The following is a 22636-nucleotide window of genomic DNA, read 5'->3' as shown; positions in this document are numbered from 1 at the left end:
ATGAGTTTACTACATCCATATTATATAATTGCCATCGTCTATATGCTGTTCTTCAGTGTTCAGGAGGTGTATGGAAAGAAGGTTGATAAAAAGTGGTTCTGGTTCCTTGCTGTTTACTTTATTATTATTGTTGGTTTCAGAGACAGTGTAGGCCCGGATTACGGAAGTTATAAAGGAATCTATATTTACTCCGATACCAAAAGCTATTACAGTATCTTTATGAAGATGCTCCATATGGAAGGACCGGAAACGCTGGACGTGGAATGGCTGTATACTTTGATTAATAAGATCCTTCTCAATTTTTTTGATGCACCTTTTTATATGGTAACATTGGTTATTGCTATTTTTGCGATGATCTTTAAAGTAGAATATACTGAGGATAATACTTTTTATCCCTTTACTTTTACCCTTTTCATGTTTATTCCCAATTTCTTTATCGGGGAAAGTGGGCAGATCAGACAAAACCTCGGGACTTTTATCGTGTATTTTGCAATACGGTATATTAAAGAGCGGAAACTCTGGCATTACCTGTTTTTTATATTCATAGGGTCGGGTATACACAGTGTTTGTTACTTATTCCTGCCGATGTATTGGCTGGCCCGCGTTCCGTTAAACAAAACGGTAATGCTGATTATGATTATCGGTTCTGTTTTTCTGTCCCCATTTGAAATATATAGAAGTTTCGGTGGTTTCTTAGATGGGATGGCCTCTAATAGTACACTTGTTGAAGGGTTTAATGGATATATGGATGAAACGGTACAACGACTTAATGGTGGTATCGGAATTCCAGAGGTGATGATGGCAATCCTTACTTTCTTCCTTTTCGTTTTTGATAATAAAATGAAAGAACTTTATCCTTACTATGAATACCATAGAAACTATGCTGTAATCGGGATATGCCTTTATTTTATTTTCAGAAATAACCCTATCTTCTCTTCCAGGCTGGCAGGAGCGTTTATCGGATTCTCATACATTATTATTCCGAATGCCATGTATGTGGTTTCAGGAAGAGTTAAGAATATGATCTATGCATTTATAATCGCACTGGTCGTCTTCAATTTTGTTGTCTTTTCTATATTTAATAATATCACGGCCGGGCGATTTTCGATTGACCGGTATCAAAACCATATTCTTCCTTAGAATTTTGAATCTTAAAATATAAAGACAGCTTAGGGCTGTCTTTTTTTATGTAAATACCTTGTTGGTTTTTATACTGTTTATCGCGTTTTATTTTATATTATTAATAACATAATTCAAATATGTGTGTTTTTATTTGTATAATAAATCACTTTTAATAGAAATGGGCTTAATAATTGTATTCTGCTAAAGACACTAAAACCTAAGGTATGAAAAGATTAGCTGGAAAATTAGCGGCAGTCATATGCCTGATATTATTTGGAATCACTTCCAAAGGTAATATAGGAGGGAATCTTCCCTCGATTGGACATGTAAAAGCAATATGGCTTAGTGAGAATACAGACTCATTGAAACCGGTTCATGAGCCGATGAGATTATTGCTTCCAGACTGGAAAAAAGCACCTAACAGTTACATTTTTGATCCCACTCAGAACAGCGGAGGATTGCTGGTTCCCGTAAAAAAAGCTTATGCGATGTGGGAGGGTGGCGGATATCTTAACGGGAGCGGTATCCCGGCAGGAACGGTAACTGCGGATGTTTTATGGGAAGATGTTCACGGACTTATAAAATCCGGAGTGAATTACGCTCTTGAAATAATAGGAACAGGGCAGGATGCTAAGATTAAAGTGCCTGTCAATAAGACAAAAAAAGGAAATGCTGTGGTTGTTTTCAGGGTAGACGGTGAGATTTATTGGAGCTGGCATATCTGGGTAACGGATGATCCCACCAATGGAGTTTCCTATAAAAGTTTCAGCAACATAAAAAGAATGAGATCGGACGGAACAACGGAAATTATTCCGGATTCCGACTGGAAATGGATGGACAGAAATCTGGGAGCAATCACAAATTCTATCACGGCATCAGACTGGAATCGGAGTAACGGACTTCTTTATCAATGGGGTCGAAAAGATCCAATTCCACCCCTGGTTACAAGAGGAAATGATTTTTATGAAGCTTCTGGATCGATAGGCAGAGTAAGACATAGAGGAGCCAAAAATATGACCAATGCTGTGAGTATTGATGATCTCAGAAAATTTGTTCTGCTTTCCGCTGCGGAGGTTACCAATAATATAAGGCTTTCTGTAAAAAATCCTATGAGCCTTATTTATGTCAATAAAGATGATAACTCAGGACAGGCTTATTATAACAATAACCTCAATCTTCCGGTCAACTGGTTTGGAAAATCTACAACATTGCCCAGTAACAGACTTTCGGAACTCAATCTTTGGTCTGATAATGCACAGGGGAAAATTGAAACCGTTTACAATACCAATGATAAAACAAAACCTTATAGAGATAAATCTCCTTATGATCCTTGTCCCAATGGATGGCGTATCCCTTCAATGCTGGTGGCAAATCTGGCTTCTCCCTCTTATGTGGATGATATCAGAATAGACTTTTCGCCTTTTGGGGTAAGAACCAGTATGGCAAAAAATGTTTTTGAGACCAATAAATATTATATCATAAAGCCTACTGATACAGGAGTTCCTTCCTTTATGACAGGATTCAGAATTTACCCTAATCTTGGCTTTGATCTTTCGGCAGTCGGCGGATTTAATATGGGGATCTTTCCCGGAAACGGGCAGCTTATCAGAGGAGCTCATTCAGGGCAGTATAGTGATCAGCATCATATTGCATTGTGGACTGCTACTTTAGCCCGGTTGTTTGATACTTCTCCTGCTGTTACTGTAAGGGGGCTTTCTATGATTCCGGATAAAACACAGCCTGATATTCCGGACCCTAATTATCCCAATATTAAAGGACGGTATTATTATTTTCCTATGGCCGGAATGTATACTTCAGATGCAAACGGCTGCAGATGTATAAAAGATCCGCTCTACACCATTAACGATTATGATTTTCCAACAGAATATCTGCCCGCAGTTACAGAATATAACGAAGGTTTGAACAATCCGAATACCTACCAGGTTGTTAAAAGCGAAACAGGTACTACTATTGAAATTCCGGTCAGTAAAGCATTCTCTGTGCAAAGCCAATTGCTGGATAATATTGAGATATTAAACCCTTCCAATTTTAATAATTTAAAAACTAATGTTCTCTGGACGACCAATACAGCTTTAATCAGCAGGGTCTTAATAGTGAATCCTTCGCCTTTATCACTACAGGATATCAGCAATTCTAAAATATCTGTAGAAATTGCTCCCAATGAAAGTGGAAATGCTGTAGTTACATTGCATAACGGCAGTGCATCTTCACCGGTATATTGGAGCTGGCATATCTGGGTTACGGATTCTCCTGTGGGATCTTATTCTTACACTACAGAAATTCCTGCAGCAGTTACAAATTATGTGAATTATGTCAACAAAGCTGATGTTCCATTACAAACCGTTTTTATGGATCGTAATCTGGGGGCAACAGATGCTTTTCCCAATGTTGCCAATCCTCAGGCTCCAACTGCTGATGAACTGTTAAAAATCCGTGCCTCTACAGGAATGCACTATCAGTGGGGAAGGAAAGACCCTATCCCCCCATTCCAGTATGCAGATAACAGGAGTTTTTATAATGTATTTCTGGGAACTCCTGCTCCCAAGGGAGCAGTTTCGTACAGTACGCTTGATCAGTCTGACTATAATAATCTTTCAGGAAACTATATTGTACCTTACAGTACTTATGCCTCACTGTCAAATGTACAGGTAACCGATAAACCGTCAGAAAAAATCTCCAAGATCATATCCTATTCTGTGAAGAATCCTCTGGTATATATGATTCCAAGTACTTTTGCTCCTTACAACAGTACAACACCCAATTATACCAACGGTACAGACTGGCTGGCACAGGAACCCAATTTAGCTCCTGACAGATGGGGAAGAGGGGGTAAAAAATCACCTTTTGATCCTTGTCCTGAAGGTTGGAGAATTCCGGACCTTACAAATGTCGCGTTGGTTTCCGGAGCAGATTTCGGACAGACACCATGGTACAAAAAAGATAAGAATATAGCAACCTCATACAGTATTGCCACAGATTATTCAGGTATAAGAGTAAGAAATTCTGCCAATGCTACAGTAGGATATATCTTTAATAATCCGGCATATTCCATAGGAAATTATCCTGATTCCGGATCAAGAGGATTCAGAAGTGTGATGGCTAATCAAAGTGCTCAGGGAACATTTAATATGCTAAACTTTCAGTATCCTGCTGTATGGACGGCTGCTTTAAATTCAAATTATATCGGAAGATCTATTAATCTGTTGTTTGATGCAGCTTCTACCACTAACAGAATGATTGTCTTTCATGACAATAATGACCCCTACTTCGGAACAGGATGCCGATGTGTGAAAATAAAATATGATGCTAATGGTAATGAAGAGGGTCCTGCATCAGGAATTTCAGTTATACCCAATAGCTATAAATTGATTAAAGAAAATGCAAAATCTACGGTGATTAATAACAAGATCTCACTCTATCCGAGTCCTTTTTCTAATATTCTTTACATCAGGGCTGCAGAAAATAAAGAGTACAAATTTGAGATTTTTAATATGCTGGGACAACTTGTAAGGTCTGGGCATTTTATCAATAATCAGACAGATCTTTCATCTTTAAACGCAGGAGTGTATTTAATAAGAATAAATAATTCTGAAGCGAATGTAAAAATTGTAAAACAATAAATAAAATAAGATACTAAAAAGCAGAATAAGACTTCTTGTTCTGCTTTTGTATGAGCCGGCATATTTCTTACATCTATTATGGCTGATGAAAAATTCTATATCAATGAATGCTGATTGTTGTATAACAGTCTAAAACCTATACTACAAAGGATTTGTTTATTCAAAAAATGAGTATTGAAAGAGAGTATAAAGCGCCCTGATTATTAAATTAAACCCTTTTAACAAAAAGTATATAATAAAAAAGCTTTACTTTTGCAAAAATTTTTAGTTAGAATGTCGAAAAATTTAGTAATCGTAGAGTCCCCGGCAAAAGCAAAAACTATTCAAAAATATCTAGGAAAGGATTTTGAAGTGAAATCCAGTTTCGGACATATCCGGGATCTTCCTAAAAAAGGAATGGGGATAGACCTTGCTACATTCAGTCCTGATTACGAAGTTTCAGCAGACAAAAAGAAACTGGTAACCGAATTAAAGGCTGCCGTAAAGAAAGCCGATATGGTATGGCTCGCTTCCGATGAGGACCGCGAAGGAGAAGCTATTGCATGGCATCTTGCGGATGAATTGAAGCTGAAGCCTGAAAACAGAAAAAGAATTGTTTTCCACGAGATTACCAAAAACGCCATTCTAAAAGCAATCGACAACCCAAGAGATATTGATCAGAACTTAGTAAATGCCCAGCAGGCAAGAAGAGTGCTGGACAGAATCGTAGGTTTTGAAATGTCTCCCGTATTATGGAAAAAAGTAAAACCGGGACTGTCTGCAGGTAGAGTACAATCTGTAGCAGTGAGGTTAATTGTTGAAAGAGAAAAAGAGATCCGTGAATTTACGCCAAAAGCAAGCTTTAAGCTGGACGGAATCTTTTTAAATAAAACAGAGCAGGAAATTGCTGCTAAGCTTAAAAAAGATTTTGAAAAGGAAGAAGAGGCTGAAAAATTCCTGGAACAGGCTAAAACTGCAGAATTTAAAGTTCTCAATGTTGAAACAAGACCAGGTACACGTTCCGCTTCAGCTCCGTTTACAACTTCCACTTTACAGCAGGAAGCTTCGTCAAGACTTGGATATAATGTGACCAATACCATGCGTCTGGCACAGAGATTATATGAAGAAGGGTTTATTACCTATATGAGAACAGACTCCGTAAATCTATCCCAGGAAGCTATTGAAGGAGCTAAGAAGCAGATAATCTCAGAATACGGTGCGGAATATTCTTCTCCAAGAAACTATACCACAAAATCAGCTTCAGCACAGGAAGCCCACGAAGCGATCCGACCTACGGATTTTGGAGTGAAAAGCATAGGAGATGCACAGCTGAACAAACTCTATCAATTAATATACAGAAGAACACTTGCTTCTCAGATGGCTAATGCCAAAATTGAAAAGACAGTGATCGAAATAGGAAATACATCATTACCGCATCATTTTGAGGCACAAGGAGAAGTTATCATCTTCGACGGTTTCCTGAAAGCCTACGGAATTGTAAAAACAGAGGACGATGATGATGAAAACAACGATAAGCTGCTGCCAAAAGTAAGCGTGGGAGAAGTTTTGAGCTATAAAACCATTACTGCTACTGAGAAGTTCACAAGACCAAGTGCAAGATATACTGAAGCCGGGTTGGTGAGAAAACTTGAAGAATTAGGGATTGGTAGACCTTCTACTTATGCGCCTACCATTCAGACTATTCAGAACAGAGAGTATGTGGATAAAAGAGAAATAGAACCACACACCCGTGAAGTGATCAAAATGTCTCTGACAAAAGATAAGATCAAAAAAGTAGTTCTTGAGGAGAAGTTTGGCGGTGATAAAAATAAATTCGTTCCTACAGATATTGGTGAAGTTGTTAATGACTTCCTTACAGATAACTTCAGGGAAATCCTTGATTACGGTTTCACGGCACGAGTTGAAGAAAGCTTTGACGAAATTGCAAGTGGTGATCAGAAGTGGAAAGAAATGATGACGAATTTCTACTCAAAATTCCACCCGAGAATTGAAGATGTAGAAGAAAATGCAGATCGTGCAACAGGAGACAGACTTTTAGGAGTAGATCCTAAGACCGGTAAAAATGTACATGCAAGAATCGGAAGATTCGGAGCGATGATTCAGATCGGAGAAACGGATGATGAGGAAAAACCAATCTTTGCTTCATTAATGACAGGGCAGAATATTGCAACCATTACTTTTGAAGAAGCGCTGGAACTGTTTAAACTGCCGTTTGACTTAAGCGAAGTTGACGGACAGCCGGTTTCTGTAGGAGTAGGAAGATTCGGGCCTTATGTGAAATGGGGAGAAACGTATATCAGTATTCCGAAAGGTGAAGATCCGCTTTCTGTAGATCAGAAACGTGCAGAGGAAATTATCAATGAAAAGAAAATTGCTGATGCTCCAATTGCTACGTATAAAGGAGAACCGGTAACCAAAGGATCAGGAAGATTCGGACCATTTATCAAGTACAAAGATATCTTTGTAAATGTTCCCAAGAGATATGATTTCGAAAACCTTTCGCAAAGCGATATCAATGAGCTGATTGATGCTAAATTGGAAAAAGAAGCCAACCGATATATCCAGCAGTGGGAAAAAGAAAAAATTTCCATTGAAAACGGAAGATGGGGGCCATTCATCAAGTTTGGAAAAGCCATGTTCAAAATTCCGAAAAAAGCTGACGATACAAAATATGAAGCTGAGGAACTGAAAGAACTTTCTCTTGATGAGGTTAAAAAGTGGATTACAGATCAGGATCCAAAAGCTTTTGCAGAAAAGAAAAAACCTGCAGCTAAAAAAGCAGCTACAGCTAAGAAGACTACCACAACAGCGAAAAAAACTGCAGCTAAGAAACCTGCAGCGAAAAAATAAATAATCCTTAAGGTTACAATACAAGCCGTCAACACCTGTTGACGGCTTTTTTTATGAACAAAGAGAAACATGTCTTCTCAGTTTCTATGTTTTTTGTATGTTTGTTACATCAAGCAATTAATCAATTATTACACTTTAAATTAAAATATGGATTTCGAAGACTTTATCATTTCACCAAGAAATTTTAAAACTGAAAGCTGGCAGATAGGAAATCGGATTACAAAAGATATCAGAGAAGACAGTATTGTTCTTTTGTTTGTATCAGACTACAGAGGGGCGGGCGGCGATGCGGAAGTGCAGGACTTTACGGCGGTAAGAAAAGAATTTTACAAGCTTTCACAGATGGATTTCGAAATTCCTGTTGTAGACCTTGGTGATCTGGTATCTGGGAAATCTGTTCAGGATACTCACTATATTTTACAGGAAGTCCTGTCGGCATGTCATTATAAAAGAGCTATTCCGGTAATTATCGGGGGCTCCAATGACTTTGCTTTCTCATTATTTTCAGCATTGAATTTCCATAAGAAAAGCATCAACTATACCCAGATCAGTAATATTATTTCCCTTCAGCAAGGTGAAACCATCAATGAAAATACTTTTTTGAGCAAAATTTTCGGAGCCAAAAATTTCTCCATTAAAAACTACCATCATCTGGGCTACCAGAAGCATTTGAATGAATTGGATTCTGTAAGGCTGATCAAAGAAGTAGAATTTGATATTATCCGGCTGGCTGAAATGATGAATTCTACAGAAAAAACAGAACCGTTCTTCAGAAAAGCAGATCTGGTGACCGTAAACTGTGATGCTATTGAAAGCTTTAGTGAGCCCTTTTCAATGAATCCACAGGTAAATGGTTTGAACAGAAGAGAGATCTGTGCCTATATGAAGGAAATCGGATTGAGTGAAAACCTGAAATCTGTCGGAATTTTTAATTATAATATTTATTCTGAAAACCAGTTGAACCATCAGCTCTTAGCACAGATGCTGTGGTACCTGATCGAAGGAATCAATATCCAGCATTCCCATCCGAAAGAAAGGCATTATGAGCTGTTCTACGTTTTGATAGATGACAGACAATATGCATTCAGACGTGATACTTTCAGTAATTTGTGGTATTTTGGTGATGATGAAAATATAGAAAACTGTATTCCCTGCTCCAGAAAAGATTTTGATGAAGCTAAAAAGGGCTGGCTGAATGCAAGACTGACGAAAATTTAATGTATGACAAATGTTCCCTCAAGAGTATCCATTATTGTTCCCGTTTATAATGTCGAAAACTATTTGGCAAAATGCCTCGATTCTCTGGTAAAGCAGAGCCTTTCTAATATCGAGATTATTGTAGTAAACGACGGAAGCAAAGATAACTCTGAAAAAATAATTAAAGAATTTGCACAAAGATATCCTGATAAAATAAAAGCCTTTACCAAAGAAAACGGTGGACTGAGTGATGCCCGTAATTTTGGAATCGACAGGGCTGCCGGAGATTATATAGGTTTTGTAGACAGTGATGATTATGTTACTGAAAACATGTTTGAAGAAATGTTTCTTTTAGCGGAAAAGCATCATGCAAAAATGGTCATCTGTAATATTCAGAAAGTGGATGAGAACGGAAAAATTGTACAAAAATTGACACAGCTTCCCGATATGCCGGAGAAAATAGCCCTTGAACATAACTTTTCTGTATTTTCTGATATCAGCTATTTTGCATGCAATAAGCTGTTCAAAAAAGAACTTTTTAATCAGAAAAGATTTAAAAAAGGAGTTCACTTTGAAGATATTCAGCTGATTCCTCAGCTTTTGCTGGAATGTGAAACCATTGCGCAGACTCAGAATTTTCATTATCAGTATCTTGAACGTACTGATTCTATTACAAAAACCCACACAGAAAAAGGGCTTGATATGTTAAAGGCAGTTTCTGATGTAGAGCAGGTATTCGGTAAATCTTCCTATTCCAATAAAAGCAAGGAATTGAAAAATTTCCAGATTTTTGAGGGAGTTTACTCGTTTTTGGCCTACCTGGCGTATGTGAAAAAAGACGAAATATTTTACAGTATGTCTGATCAGTTAGACCTTTTTATGAAGGAAAGACAAATAAAAATTCAAGATATATTGAAGTATAGTCGTTTTGGTAAGAATTATCTTTTATCTTTGCCTTTGAAGAAAAAGATTTTTTATCTGTTGTTTTTTGGAGGACAAAAAAAATTGATAAGAAAGTTGATTTAGTAAACACAAATGTAAGTACTATTGTTTCGGTCAATAGAAAATGATAATAAAGTTCCTGTTATGATTTTTTATTTTGGAGATACAAGTGCTGAATTAGAAAAGAATGAAAAACTTTGAATTGTTCTTAAGCGGATCGGGGATACCTATTTTCTATATAAAAATAGGATTAGGCTTCGTATTCTCCTTTTTAATTACATTTTTCTCTATTCCTACCATTGTCAAGATTTCAAGAAGAAAGAATCTGATGGATGAGCCTGGAATAAGAAGCTCGCATCTTAGAGAAATTCCCAATCTTGGTGGAATCGCCATCTTTTATTCAATAGGAATCTGTGCCTCTATTTTTGCCTATGAATTGTTTGATCTCTACAAATTTTTATTTGCTTCATTAATTATCCTGCTCTATGTGGGGGTAATGGACGATATTGTTGTAATGAGAGCTTACAAAAAACTTGTTGCACAAATTGTTGTGTCTTCCCTGATTGTTATTGGTTCGGATATCAGAATAAGAAGTTTATTCGGAATCTTCGGCGTATACGAACTGGAGTATTTCGTAAGTGTGATATTCAGTATCGTAACATTTATTATTCTGATTAATGCGTTCAATCTGATTGACGGGATCGATGGGCTGGCAGGAGGTTATTCCGTTATCTGTAGTGCTTTATTTGGAATAAGCTATTACCGTCTGGGGGAATATAATTATCCGCTGGTAATACTGTCTGTTGTTATTATTGGAACTGTGCTGGCATTTTTGTATTATAATCTGTCAAACTACCGTACCCGCAAAATATTTATGGGAGATACCGGTTCTATGCTCCTTGGCTTTTTATTGGCTTTTACATCCATCTGTTTTATCGATATTTTTATAGATAAAAAACTGATCGATGTTCCCAGATATCACCTTCAGTCTGCTCCTGTAGTAGCGGTAGCTATTCTGATTCTTCCGATTGTAGATACTCTGAATGTCATTATGATCAGGCTTTACAACAAAAAGTCACCATTTGATGCTGATAAAAACCATATTCATCACAAACTGCTGAAATTGAATCTTACCCATAGGAGATCAACTTTTTATATTATTCTTTACTATCTGATGATTGTTGGAGTGGCTTATTATTTAAGACATATTAATGTCAATCTTTTATTATTGGTGATTGTTTCACTGGGTTTTTTTGGTGCATATTTGCCAGATTTACTATATCGAGTAAGAAATAACAAAAATTAACAATTAAATATTACTTTTGTAAACAATATTATATATATATGATGAAAAACTTTAAATATTTATTTTTAATATTCCCTCTTTTAGTTACCTCATGTATTACAACAAAGGATGTAAGATACTTACAACCAAGTGAGAGTCTCGTAATTAATGAAGAAGGTCTTGTTCCCTACAATATCCCTGTATACAGGATTACCAAAAATGATATCCTCAATCTTAACATTGTAACAACTCCCAAAGGAGATGCTGCACAGTTTTATTCTTCTTACAATTCCTCAGGAGGGACCGGAACCGGAGCTGTAACAAGTCCGGCCATGTCTGGCGGTGGTTCTGTAGGGGGAGGAGTTGGTACTACTTCCGGGATGAGCAGAGGAGGAAATACGAATTTCTATTTTAACGGACTCAAGGTAGATTCCAATGGTGATATCAATGTTTTTGGAATTGGCTATGTAAAAGCTGAGGGAAGAACATTAGAGGATATCAGAAAAGAAATTCAGGAAAAGGTAAATGAAAATTTCCAGGAAGGTAAATCTGAAGTAAGACTCAATACAGACGGTATCACTTATTATATTCTTGGTGATGTTGAAACTACAGGTCTTTCAGGAGAGAAAGTAGTTCATAAAAATACACTTACCATTACTGAAGCTTTAGCCATTAATGGCGGGCTAAACAGGACGATTGATAAGAAAGAGATCGTTATCCACAGAAAACTTCCGGAAGGAATCAAAATTGCCAAAATAGATCTTACCAGAGAAGATCTTATGAACTCTCCTTTCTATTATGTGCAGAATGGAGATGAAATCTATCTGAGCACAAGAGCAAAAAGCTTGAACGGATTCGGAAAAGATCCTATTCAGACTTTAACAACAGGAGTTTCGGTAATTACTACGGCATTGTCTATTTATTTACTTCTTAAAAATCTTTAGTCATGATTCCAGAAAGAGTAACCGCTGCAGAGAAGAATAATTCTCAGAAAGAAAAGTATGGGTCGTTTGCGTTATTTGATTTAGAACACTTTTTAAGAAGAGTCCTTAAAAACTGGTACTGGTTTGTATTGATGTTTTTTATCGGCTATGCCGTTGCATGGGTATACAGTAAATACTATGCACAAAATATTTATGCATCAGACTTATCATTAAGTACCTCCAGTAAAGGTTCTGAGTTCTTACCAACACAGTCTAACCAATCCATCAACTTCATCTGGGGTGATACCGGAAATCAGGATGGGCTTTATCTGAAAAAAATGCTTTTATCAAGATCACACAATGAATTTTTGGTAAAAGAACTGGATCTTTTTGTTAATTATTCTACCAAAGGACTGATAAAATCCACCTACCTGGATAAAGATGATTCACCGGTTTTTCTTCAGATTGATAAAAAACATCTTCAGCAGATTGATTATCCTATTACCCTGATCCCCAAAGGCGATGGAGCATATCAGGTAGTTTTACCAGAAGAAGGAGAATCCACTAACCTGTATAATTATGAAGTGGAAGGTTTTCAGACTATCAATCATTATAGCAGACCCGCTGATAAAATCATTAAAATCAACGAATGGTACAATGCTCCGAACCTGAGGTTCAGATTACTTAAAAATCCTGTTCCTTCTAAAATTAAGTTGGATAATATTATTGTAAACCTGAAATCGGTCAATGAAAGTGTAAACGAAATTGTTTCTACTACAGGTGTTGACTTTGATAAAGAAATCAGGTCCATTATGATTATTACTAAAAAAGGATATAATCTCAACAGCACAGTAAATTTCCTTAATAAATCTGTTGCAGAGTTACAAAAAAAGAGACTGGCTGATAAAAATGTAGTCAATAAGAATACCGATATCTTTCTAAAGGATAATCTGGATAACATCCGTAAAAAACTTGATTCAAGTGCGAGTGTGCTCAATTATTTAAAAACTTCGGAAAAACTTTATAATATTAAAGACAGAGACGAAAAATCTCTTGAAAAAATAAAAGAACTCGAGGCTAAAAAAGCAGATATCATAAGCAAAATCAATTCTCTTAACAATATAAAAAACACGCTGCAGTCTCAGAATTTTGATAAAATGATTGGAACCAATGCTGCAGGTTTTGAAGATGGAGTATTCTCAGCAACAGTTACTGAACTTAAAGCTCTGTATACCAAAAGAGCAGAAATGGCTTCTATTTACAAACCTTCATCAGAGCCTATGAGAGAAATCAACAGGCTTATTGATGAGGCAAGAATGGGATCATCGAACAGTTTAAGAGGATACTATAACAGATATTATGAGGAGATCAACAAAATTGATCGTGATATTTCAGGAGCCAACTCGGACTTAGCTTCTTACCCTGAAAAAGAAAGAAGATATCTGGATGCAGAAAGAGGATATAATATGATTGAGGCGACTTATAATAGTCTTCTGGGAAGACAGAGTGATACTAAAATGAGAATGGCGACCAATCAATCTGATATTACAGTGATTGACCCAGCCAAAAATCTGGGACAAAGACCTATTGCACCTAATGTCAAGTTAGCGAAAACTGCCATTATCTCAGGATTGCTGCTGCTTCCGTTACTTTTTATCTTTGTAGGTGAAGTATTAGATAGTAAAATCAGAAATATTAAAGAACTTTTAAGTGCAACGAAAATTCCGCTTCTTGGAGTCATTGGAAATAACAGCAATGAAAATATGCTTACCGTTCTGGAGCAGCCAAAATCATCTGTATCAGAAGCCTTCAGGGGAATAAGAGCCAATATGAGATTTCTGATGGACAATGAAGGTGAAAAGGGAAAAGTTATTTTGATTACTTCATCCATTGGAGGAGAAGGAAAAACTTATATTTCCATCAATTTAGCATCCGTAATAGGATTAAGTGATAAAAAAACAATCTTGTTAGGAATGGACCTTAGAAAACCGAAAATCTTTGGAGACTTTAAGATTGATAATAAATATGGGATCTCCAATTATCTTACAGGAGAAGTAGATATTGACAAGATAATTAACAAGACCAAGATCCCTAATCTGGATGTTGCTACTTCAGGTCCTATTCCGCCAAACCCATCTGAGCTTTTAATGAGTCAGAGAAATATCAGATTTATAGAAGAACTCAAAGAAAAATACGATTTCATTATTATAGATTCACCACCTGTAGGTCTGGTGGCAGACTCGTATGAACTGATGAAGTATTCTGATGCTAATATATATGTTGTACGCCATGAATACACAGAAAAATATATGCTGAAAATGATTACTGAAAAGTATCATAACGATGAAGTCAATAATCTGGGACTTGTCTATAATGACTATAATACCAAACAAGGCTACGGCTATGGCTATGGTTACGGCTATGGCTATGGTTATGGTTATTTCGATGAAGATAAAAATTATAAAGAGCCGTTACTGATAAGGATCAGAAATAAAGTACAGGTATTATTTAATAAAAAATAAAGCATTAAACCCTCATTTAATGGGGGTTTTTTCATATGTAAAGTATTTTCATTCTATGAAAAAAAGAATATTTTTGCCACTTTGCCGTTTACTTTATAACAAATTATGTTTTTTTGTTTATTTTTAACTAAACATTAAGATTATCATTAATATAAAAATGTTTTATATTTGCAAAAATTAAATTTTAAAATAACCATAAATCCATATTCTTTTATGAATAAAAAATTATTGTTTAGCTTCCTTGCCTTCCTTGGAGTGGTAAGTGTTAAAGCACAAAGAAACGAATTGGGAGTTCGTCTAGGTATGAGTAACCTAGTGGGAGATGTAGGAAGGACAAATTATATTTTACAGAAGCCGTTGGATTTAAGCAGAACGTCAGATTGGGGAGTCCCATTTTATGGTGGTTTATTATATAGATTTAATTTTAACCCGCATCAGACTATCAGATTGGATTTAGGATACAACCAGATCCAGTTCAGTGATAAAGCGGCAAAAGAAGATTATAGAAGAAATAGAAACTCATACGGAAAAAATAATGTGTATGAGGCGAGTTTAATGTTTGAATATAACTTTTTCCCGGTAAATAATGAGCAGATAAGCATGCTGAGCCCTTATATCTTCGGAGGTGTCGGTGCTTTGATGTTTGATGCTCCTAAAGCTACTCTTGTGAATGACTTCAGAAGAGATGCTGATGGTGTGGCACAGGCTCCGGTCAATGAATTGGATTTTACAACCACCACAGATTATTCCTTGGGCAAAAAAGTAACAATGCATATCCCTTTTGGTGTTGGTTTAAAGTATAAATTCAACCATTCCTGGGCTATATTTGCAGAAGCTACATTCAGATATACATTGACGGATCAGTTGGATCACAGCAAGATCCTTTCCAAAGATGTAAAAACTTCTTATAATGCTGATATTTTGGATCCTGCCACAGGCGGTTCATTATTACAGTCAGGAAATTATTATGCGGTTTCTAAAGAAAGAGAAGCAGAGTTTATTAAAAAGAGAAATATTGGAGATGACAGATCCAGAGACTGGATAAATACTTTCAGTTTAGGACTGACATATTCGTTCGGAAGACCTCCATGTTATTGTGAATAATATGTCGTTGATTAAAGAAAAAATAAATTCTGAGAATTTACCAAAACACGTAGCCATCATTATGGATGGTAATGGAAGATGGGCAAAATCTCGTGGCGAAGAAAGAACTTTCGGTCACAAAAATGCCATTAATGCAGTAAGAAATGCTATTAATGCTTGTAATGAGATTAATATTCCTTACTTAACATTGTATACATTCTCTTCAGAGAATTGGAATCGTCCAAGCGAAGAAGTGAATACCCTTATGAATCTGTTGGTAGAAACCTTACTGCTGGAAGCAGAAGAGATTTTCAGCAAAGGATTGAGAATGCATGTTATAGGGAATCTTGATAAGTTGCCTGCATTAGTAAGAGAGCAGTTGGAACGTGTGGTAGAACTCACAAAAGAAAACACAAAAGGAAACCTTGTATTGGCTATTAGCTATGGCTCACAAAATGAAATACTGGAAGCCGTAAAAAACATAAGTTCTGATGTAAAAGAAGGAAAAGTAGAGATAGAAAATATAAACGAAAGTTTATTTGAAAATTATCTTTATACAAAAGATTTTCCTCCTGTAGATTTACTGATCAGAACCAGCGGCGAAATAAGAATAAGCAATTTCCTGCTTTGGCAGATTGCTTATGCTGAATTACAGTTTTTAAATGTTCTGTGGCCGGATTTCACCAAAGATATTTTCTTCCAGTGTATTGTGGATTATCAAAACAAGGAAAGAAGATATGGTTTAACCGGTGAACAGGTAAAAGGCCAATAAATTTTTAAGAAAAGAAAGACTCGATAAAATGAAGTTTAGACTATTACCCATCATTATGTTTGCTGCTTCTGCACATTTTTATGGACAAGTAACTCCACAAGACAGCACAAAAGTAAATAATGCTGTACATGCAGAAAATGAGGCAGGAACTTATACACTTAAAGACATCGTTGTAGATGGGGTAAAAAAATATACACCAGCTCAGATCTTAAGATTTACGGGCCTTACAAAAGGAGAAAGTGTAGACATTCCGGGACAGAAAATCAGCAACGCTGTAAAAAAACTTTGGGATACCCAATCTTTTTCTGAAGTGGAAGTTTATGTTCAAAGCATTGAAGGACAGACGATCGTTCTGAAATTTTATCTGCAGGATCTGAAAGAACTTGGAGAAGTGAAATTTACAGGAAAAGGAATCGGTAAATCTAAAAGTGAAAAACTGGCAAAGGATAACAACCTTAAACCAGGAACTAAGATCACTCAGAACTTGGTTTCAAGCCTTAAAACCAATGTCCCTAAAGACTACATCAAAAAAGGTTTTGCAGATGCCAAAATTACTATCCAGGATAAAGTAAATGCAGGAGATCCCGCGTTGGTAGACTGGACAATCAATGTAGATAAGGGTAAAAGAATTAAAATTGACCATATCGAATTTGAAGGAAACGATAATGTAACCGATAGCAAACTTAGAAATAAAGCTTTCAAAGAAACCAAACAAAAACGTTTCGGAATCGGTGGTATTTTGAAATCCTCAAAATTCATTGAAGATAAATACCAGGAAGATAAGCAAAGCCTTATCAGTTATTACAACTCCTTGGGATACAGAGACGCTAAAATCGTTTCAGATTCAGTATGGAGAAACAAAAGAAATAACTACGAAATCAATGTAAAACTTAGCGAGGGTAAAAAATATTACATCGGGGATATTACATTCACGGGTAATACCGTATACGCAACAGAATATTTACAGAGATTATTAGGATATAAGAAAGGGGATATTTACGATGCAGTAGGTTTCAACAAAAAAGTTGGGGAAGACGGAGGTAAAGAAGATGATTCAGATATTAAATCTGTTTACATGAATAACGGTTACCTTTTCTCTAATGTAACGCCGGTTGAAAAATCAGTTTCAGGAGATGCCGTAAATCTTGAAGTAAGAATTAATGAAGGAGAACAGGCTACCTGGAATAAAGTAACATGGCAGGGAAATACAACAACCCATGACCACGTAATTCTTAGAGCACTAAGAACAAAACCGGGAGAGCTATTCAAAAAAACAGAAATTAAAAGAACCTATTTCGATTTAGCGGGAATGTCATTCTTTGATCCTCAGCAGGTCGGACAGGATATCCAGCCAAACCAGGTGGATAATACTGTAGATATCAACTGGAAGCTTGTAGAAAAAGGATCTTCACAGGTTCAGTTACAGGCAGGTTACGGAGGTAACAGTTTTATCGGTACTTTAGGATTAACATTTAATAACTTCTCATTAAAGAATTTCCTTAAGTTTAAAGATTTCAAACCGGTACCTCAGGGAGACGGACAAACGTTCTCTATTCAGGTACAGGCAGGACAGTATTTCCAGAACTATGGAGTATCATTCTCAGAGCCTTGGCTATTTGGTACTAGACCAACAGCACTTTCTGTAAGTTTAAATAACTCAAGAGTAAGATACACAGATCAATATGGAGAAGCCCAGAAATTGAACATCTTCTCTGCTTCAGTAGGTCTGAACAGACTATTGAACTGGCCGGATGACTACTTCTCTCTTTATACAGGTTTACAGTTCCAGAAGTATGACTTCAAGAACTATCCATTCCAGTTTGGGGATACCACAGAAAATAACGGTACTGCCAATAACTTCAGTGTCAATTTAGGACTGAGCAGAAACTCAGCAGGTATTGACCCGATTTTCCCAACAATGGGATCCAATATTGAGCTTTCAGCAAAACTGACTCCTCCATACTCATTGTTTAAGAAGAAAGATTACTCCACAATGTCACCTATTGACAAATATAAGTGGATGGAATTCTATAAGATTAAATTCAAAGCAGATGTTTACAATGAGATCATTGGAAAACTTGTGCTAAGGTCTTCTGCTGAAATGGGATTCATGGATGGATATAACAGCCAGCTGGGAGCGCCGCCGTTTGAAAGATTCTATATGGGAGGTACAGGTCTTTTCGGAGGTCGATATGACGGTAGAGAATTGATCCCTTTAAGAGGGTATGAAAATGCCAGTACAGAAGGAGGTCAGGCCGATGATATTACTCAAAGAGGAGGAGGTACAATTTATAACAGATTTACTTTAGAATTAAGATACCCGATCTCAATGAGCCAGACTGCAAAAATCTATGCCCTGACATTCGCAGAGGGTGGTAACGTATGGAACTCATGGAGTTCTTACAGCCCATTTCAGTTGAAAAGATCAGTCGGAGTTGGTGTAAGAGTTTATATGGGAGCATTTGGATTGATCGGATTCGACTTCGCACTAGGTCTTGATAAGACATTATCAGGTGACAAGTCCGGATGGAGAAACCACTTCTTGATGAACCAAACATTATAATTATTAAATATGAAGCACTTTAAAATAATTTTCACATTCGCATTACTCTTGCTTTTCGGGTTGAACAATGCCCAGAAAATCGGAGTAGTGGATACTAATGAAATTTTAAATAAATTACCTCAGTATAAAGAAGCCGAAGCAAGATTAAATTCTCAGATCGATACCTGGGAGTCTGAACTTCAAAATCTTCAGTCTGAATATGAAAGAAAAAAAGCTGCTTTTGAAAGTGAAAAAGTTTTATTGATAGGTGATCAGCTTAAACTTAGAGAAAAAGAAGTTACAGACCTAGATAAAAATATTAAAACGACAACAAGCTTACGTTTTGGAGCGAATGGTGAAATTACAAAACTGAGAACAAATCTGGTTCAGCCTTTTCAGGATCAGATCTGGGGAGCCATCAAAACAATGTCCGAAAAAAATGGCTTGGGCATAGTTCTTGATAAAAGCAATAACATTAGTGTTATTTTCCTTCAGTCAAAATATGATTACACCGAAAAAGTATTGTCTATCTTATTAAAAGGAACAGACAAGAAGGAAAAAACAAATAGTAAAGGCAAAAAATAATAAAAGAATTAACTTTTGCTATATTTTAAAATCTAAAAACAAATTAAATTATTTATTTACCAGTTATGAAAAAATTAAGTGTATTATTTGCAGCAGTAATGATGGTTGTATCTGTAGGTATGGCAAAAGCTCAAAAAATTGCTACTTTAGATGTAATGGGAGTTCTTAACGCGATGCCGGAGAAAAAGAAAGCAGATGCTGATCTTAAAACATTCTTAGATACTAAACAAGCTGAGATCAAGAAGAAAGCTGACGCAGCTCAAACTAAATATCAGCAATACCAAACTGAAGCTCCTAAGAAAACAGCTGACGAAAACAATGCTAGAGAAGCAGAAATGAAAAAATTAGCTGAAGAAATCCAGCAAATGCAGGAAAAAGCTCAAAAAGATCTACAAGCTAAGCAAGATGTAGCTTTTGGTCCTATTGAGAAAAAACTAAACGATGCAGTAGAAAAAGTAGCTAAAGCTGGCGGATACGATTATATTATGGATGCAAACTCAACAGCATTCCTTTATAAAGGAGGACCAGACGCAACTCCAGCTGTGAAGAAAGAATTAGGAATTCAATAATTTCAGCAAATTAACAAAGATTTATAAAACCAACCGCCTCTTTTAGAGGTGGTTTTTTTATTTTTGCGGAATGGAAAAAGAAGTATCAACTACGGTCAAAGTTAGGTTTAGTGATTGTGATCCGATCGGACATTTGAATAATGTAAAATATCTTGAGTATATGTTCAATGCCAGAGAAGATCACGTGGAAACATTTTATGGATTCACTTATGAAGAATATACCAAGAAAACCGGCTGTACCTGGATTGCTATTCAGAACGAAATAGCCTATCTCAAAGAAGTAAGATATAATACACAGGTAGTGATCAGCAGCAAGACCATCGATGTACAGGATAGAACGGCAAAAGTGGAAATTCTGATGAAGAGTCTGGATGAAAAAACAATTCATGCTGTACTTTGGGTGACTGTTATTTATTTTAATGTTAAAACAAGAAAATCTGAAGTTCATCCAGAAGATATCAAAGAAATTTTTGATCAGTTTTATGTAGATCTTATCCAGAAAGACTTCCAGTCAAGGGTGAAGTTCTTAAGATCTCAGAATGCCAAGAACTCTTAACTCCATTTCTTATTGAAGGTTCCAATTTAAAATTAATAATAAACAAATGAAAAAAATAGCAGTAATAGGTAGTAACGGACAATTGGGAAACTGCATAAAAAAGATTGCCCCGGATTTTGAACATCTATATGAGTTCCTGTTTACGGACTCATCTACTTTAGATGTTACCAATGAAGAGCAGGTGAACGATTTCTTTTATGATAACAAACCTGATTATTGCATCAATGCCTCCGCATACACTGCAGTTGATCTGGCAGAAAAGGAACAAGAAAAAGCCTTTGCAGTAAATGCCGGCGGAGTAGCCCACCTTGCTCAGGCATGTGCAGATTATAAATCTGTTCTGATTCATGTTTCTACAGACTATGTTTTTGATGGAACCACAAATCTTCCATACGCTGAAGATGATTTTACCAATCCCATAGGTGTATACGGAACATCAAAAAAAGAAGGAGAGGAGCTTGCTCTGGAAATCAACCCAAAAACAATCATTATAAGAACATCTTGGCTGTATTCCGAGTTTAATAAGAACTTTGTGAAAACAATGTTGAATCTTTTCTCTCAGAAAGAAGAATTGGGAATCGTTGCTGACCAGTTTGGACAACCAACCAATGCCAACGATCTGGCAGAAGCTATTATGAGAATTATCGAAGCACCACAGAAAACCTACGGCATTTTTCACTTCTCAAACTATCCGGAGACAACCTGGTTTGAATTTGCCAAAAAAATTGCTGAATTTTCAAAATCATCAGTAAAATTAAATCCATTGACAACCGAAGAGTACCCAACTCCTGCCAAAAGACCAGTCAGAAGTACCATGTCTCTGGATAAAATAGAAGAAGTTTATAAAATAGAACCCAAACATTGGGAAAACAGTCTTGAAGAATGTGTTGAAATCCTTTCACACGAATAATATATATATGAAGAATATTACAATCCTCTTTTCCGTATTATGTATCCAGCTGTGGAGCGCACAGAATGTTTATATGACCAGAGTTGAAAAAACAAATGACAATGCAGATAAATTCTTCTACAGAAAAGATGCTGCCGCTGCAGAGGCTGTTTATTTAGGAGAAGTAGAAGTACAGGGGGTTTCAAAAGATGACGCACTCGTATTTTCCATGGTATATAAAAAAGCAAAAGAGATTGGTGCCAATACATTTGAATTAAAACCTTTCGAAAATGTTGATGGTACTCCGCAGACATTCAATGCTGCCAATTATAAAATTGCTTTATATTACACACCTAAAGAAAAATTGGCGGCTAAAAATGGGGAGATGTATATATTTGCATCTTCTGAAAAAGATCAGAAAATAAATGTTAACCGTAAAGACTATATTATTTCTCCCAGATCATTTTTAAAATTAAAAGTGGTTCCGGGAGAAATCTATACGATTTCAACCAAAAAGCTTTTAGGCTCTACAGTGAAAGTTCAGCCAAAAGCCAATGATGACAATCTTTATTTTCAGGTTTCCTCCCTGAAAGTAAAATCAGACAACTCAGGAGTGGGTGGTTTGAATCTGAAATCCGGGGATATTATTGGTCTGGAGAAATCCTACGCTGAGTTTTTGAGCGTAATATATAAGGAAATCAAACCTTAGAAACATTCTATACTAAACAATTGTAGGTTTTGGCCTATATAAATCAACAATATGAACGGGCTGAAGCCCGTTCTTTTATATAATCTTTGTATTGAGTTTTAGCTCAAATGTTTTTCCAGTCACATTTTTTACAGGCTTTATTGAAAACCTTCCCTTAACTTATTATATATGTCAATAGGGAACGGGCTAAAATCCTGAGCTTAGTCTAATGAATCCCATTTAATAAAGATACTCCCTCCATCTGAATTCAATTCAAACCTGCACCTTATTATAGATACCTTATTTGATGTTCCAAACCCCGCATCCCGCACCCCGAATCATACCTCTCTCCCCCTCAAACCCTCAAACTCTCCCACGCTCTCACCCCGATTCTCCAAACAAATGTTTAAAATTTTTCTCCCTGCCTTCCAGTCCTTTAGGAATAAATATCACTGTAATGTAAAATTTAT

Annotated in this window: 16 protein-coding genes; all 16 read left to right on the top strand. The window is 36.2% G+C overall.

Annotated elements, in window-relative coordinates; genetic code table 11:
* The 16 genes from AC59HC_RS09275 (at position 1) to AC59HC_RS09200 (ending at position 22187) form a co-directional block, all read left to right on the top strand.
* Positions 1–1140, top strand: coding sequence for an EpsG family protein (locus AC59HC_RS09275; protein ID WP_228406498.1), 1140 nt, complete (start codon positions 1–3; stop codon positions 1138–1140).
* Between the two features lie 206 nt (positions 1141–1346).
* Positions 1347–4763: a T9SS type A sorting domain-containing protein gene (locus AC59HC_RS09270; protein WP_496558476.1), complete on the top strand. Its 3417-nt coding sequence runs from the start codon at positions 1347–1349 to the stop codon at positions 4761–4763.
* A gap of 273 nt (positions 4764–5036) precedes the next feature.
* Positions 5037–7613, top strand: a complete 2577-nt coding sequence (topA, locus tag AC59HC_RS09265) for a type I DNA topoisomerase (protein ID WP_202839854.1) — start codon at positions 5037–5039, stop codon at positions 7611–7613.
* A gap of 147 nt (positions 7614–7760) precedes the next feature.
* On the top strand, positions 7761–8831 hold the full coding sequence (locus AC59HC_RS09260; protein ID WP_429812298.1) for a formimidoylglutamase: 1071 nt from the start codon (positions 7761–7763) through the stop codon (positions 8829–8831).
* A 3-nt stretch (positions 8832–8834) separates the two neighbouring features.
* Positions 8835–9836 carry a glycosyltransferase family 2 protein gene (locus tag AC59HC_RS09255; RefSeq protein ID WP_202839851.1) on the top strand — a complete coding sequence of 334 codons (1002 nt, stop codon included), beginning with the start codon at positions 8835–8837 and terminating at the stop codon, positions 9834–9836.
* Between the two features lie 103 nt (positions 9837–9939).
* The gene (locus tag AC59HC_RS09250) at positions 9940–11058 is read left to right on the top strand and encodes a glycosyltransferase family 4 protein (protein ID WP_202839848.1); all 1119 of its coding nucleotides are present in this window, start codon (positions 9940–9942) and stop codon (positions 11056–11058) included.
* 38 nt (positions 11059–11096) lie between these two features.
* Positions 11097–11981, top strand: a complete 885-nt coding sequence (locus AC59HC_RS09245; RefSeq protein ID WP_110009827.1) for a polysaccharide biosynthesis/export family protein — start codon at positions 11097–11099, stop codon at positions 11979–11981.
* Positions 11982–11983: 2 nt separating this feature from the next.
* Complete coding sequence (locus tag AC59HC_RS09240; RefSeq protein WP_202839846.1) at positions 11984–14482, top strand: polysaccharide biosynthesis tyrosine autokinase; 2499 nt, start codon at positions 11984–11986, stop codon at positions 14480–14482.
* A gap of 213 nt (positions 14483–14695) precedes the next feature.
* Positions 14696–15586 (top strand): type IX secretion system protein PorG, encoded by an 891-nt coding sequence (gene porG, locus AC59HC_RS09235; RefSeq protein ID WP_202839844.1) that lies wholly within the window; start codon positions 14696–14698, stop codon positions 15584–15586.
* A 1-nt stretch (position 15587) separates the two neighbouring features.
* On the top strand, positions 15588–16337 hold the full coding sequence (gene uppS / locus AC59HC_RS09230; protein ID WP_343642878.1) for an undecaprenyl pyrophosphate synthase: 750 nt from the start codon (positions 15588–15590) through the stop codon (positions 16335–16337).
* A gap of 28 nt (positions 16338–16365) precedes the next feature.
* A complete protein-coding gene (gene bamA / locus AC59HC_RS09225; protein WP_110009823.1) occupies positions 16366–18900 on the top strand; it encodes an outer membrane protein assembly factor BamA in 2535 nt (844 codons plus the stop codon).
* Between the two features lie 9 nt (positions 18901–18909).
* Positions 18910–19464, top strand: coding sequence for an OmpH/Skp family outer membrane protein (locus tag AC59HC_RS09220; RefSeq protein WP_110009822.1), 555 nt, complete (start codon positions 18910–18912; stop codon positions 19462–19464).
* Between the two features lie 65 nt (positions 19465–19529).
* Positions 19530–20033, top strand: a complete 504-nt coding sequence (locus AC59HC_RS09215) for an OmpH/Skp family outer membrane protein (RefSeq protein ID WP_110009821.1) — start codon at positions 19530–19532, stop codon at positions 20031–20033.
* A 70-nt stretch (positions 20034–20103) separates the two neighbouring features.
* On the top strand, positions 20104–20589 hold the full coding sequence (locus AC59HC_RS09210; protein ID WP_110009820.1) for an acyl-CoA thioesterase: 486 nt from the start codon (positions 20104–20106) through the stop codon (positions 20587–20589).
* A 46-nt stretch (positions 20590–20635) separates the two neighbouring features.
* Entirely contained in the window at positions 20636–21499 is an 864-nt protein-coding gene (gene rfbD / locus AC59HC_RS09205) for a dTDP-4-dehydrorhamnose reductase (protein WP_202839840.1), read from the top strand.
* A gap of 7 nt (positions 21500–21506) precedes the next feature.
* Entirely contained in the window at positions 21507–22187 is a 681-nt protein-coding gene (locus AC59HC_RS09200; protein ID WP_343642884.1) for a hypothetical protein, read from the top strand.
* Positions 22188–22636 lie beyond the last annotated feature (449 nt).

Source organism: Chryseobacterium sp. DZ-32 (assembly GCF_059587025.1).
This window is presented reverse-complemented; position numbering and strand designations above follow the sequence as displayed.

Excerpts from the sequence above, each read along its gene's own strand:
- AC59HC_RS09275 (WP_228406498.1), top strand. The coding sequence starts at position 1 with ATGAGTTTACTACATCCATATTATATAATTGCCATCGTCTATATGCTG.
- AC59HC_RS09270 (WP_496558476.1), top strand. The coding sequence starts at position 1,347 with ATGAAAAGATTAGCTGGAAAATTAGCGGCAGTCATATGCCTGATATTA.
- topA (WP_202839854.1), top strand. The coding sequence starts at position 5,037 with ATGTCGAAAAATTTAGTAATCGTAGAGTCCCCGGCAAAAGCAAAAACT.
- AC59HC_RS09260 (WP_429812298.1), top strand. The coding sequence starts at position 7,761 with ATGGATTTCGAAGACTTTATCATTTCACCAAGAAATTTTAAAACTGAA.
- AC59HC_RS09255 (WP_202839851.1), top strand. The coding sequence starts at position 8,835 with ATGACAAATGTTCCCTCAAGAGTATCCATTATTGTTCCCGTTTATAAT.
- AC59HC_RS09250 (WP_202839848.1), top strand. The coding sequence starts at position 9,940 with ATGAAAAACTTTGAATTGTTCTTAAGCGGATCGGGGATACCTATTTTC.
- AC59HC_RS09245 (WP_110009827.1), top strand. The coding sequence starts at position 11,097 with ATGATGAAAAACTTTAAATATTTATTTTTAATATTCCCTCTTTTAGTT.
- AC59HC_RS09240 (WP_202839846.1), top strand. The coding sequence starts at position 11,984 with ATGATTCCAGAAAGAGTAACCGCTGCAGAGAAGAATAATTCTCAGAAA.
- porG (WP_202839844.1), top strand. The coding sequence starts at position 14,696 with ATGAATAAAAAATTATTGTTTAGCTTCCTTGCCTTCCTTGGAGTGGTA.
- uppS (WP_343642878.1), top strand. The coding sequence starts at position 15,588 with ATGTCGTTGATTAAAGAAAAAATAAATTCTGAGAATTTACCAAAACAC.
- bamA (WP_110009823.1), top strand. The coding sequence starts at position 16,366 with ATGAAGTTTAGACTATTACCCATCATTATGTTTGCTGCTTCTGCACAT.
- AC59HC_RS09220 (WP_110009822.1), top strand. The coding sequence starts at position 18,910 with ATGAAGCACTTTAAAATAATTTTCACATTCGCATTACTCTTGCTTTTC.
- AC59HC_RS09215 (WP_110009821.1), top strand. The coding sequence starts at position 19,530 with ATGAAAAAATTAAGTGTATTATTTGCAGCAGTAATGATGGTTGTATCT.
- AC59HC_RS09210 (WP_110009820.1), top strand. The coding sequence starts at position 20,104 with ATGGAAAAAGAAGTATCAACTACGGTCAAAGTTAGGTTTAGTGATTGT.
- rfbD (WP_202839840.1), top strand. The coding sequence starts at position 20,636 with ATGAAAAAAATAGCAGTAATAGGTAGTAACGGACAATTGGGAAACTGC.
- AC59HC_RS09200 (WP_343642884.1), top strand. The coding sequence starts at position 21,507 with ATGAAGAATATTACAATCCTCTTTTCCGTATTATGTATCCAGCTGTGG.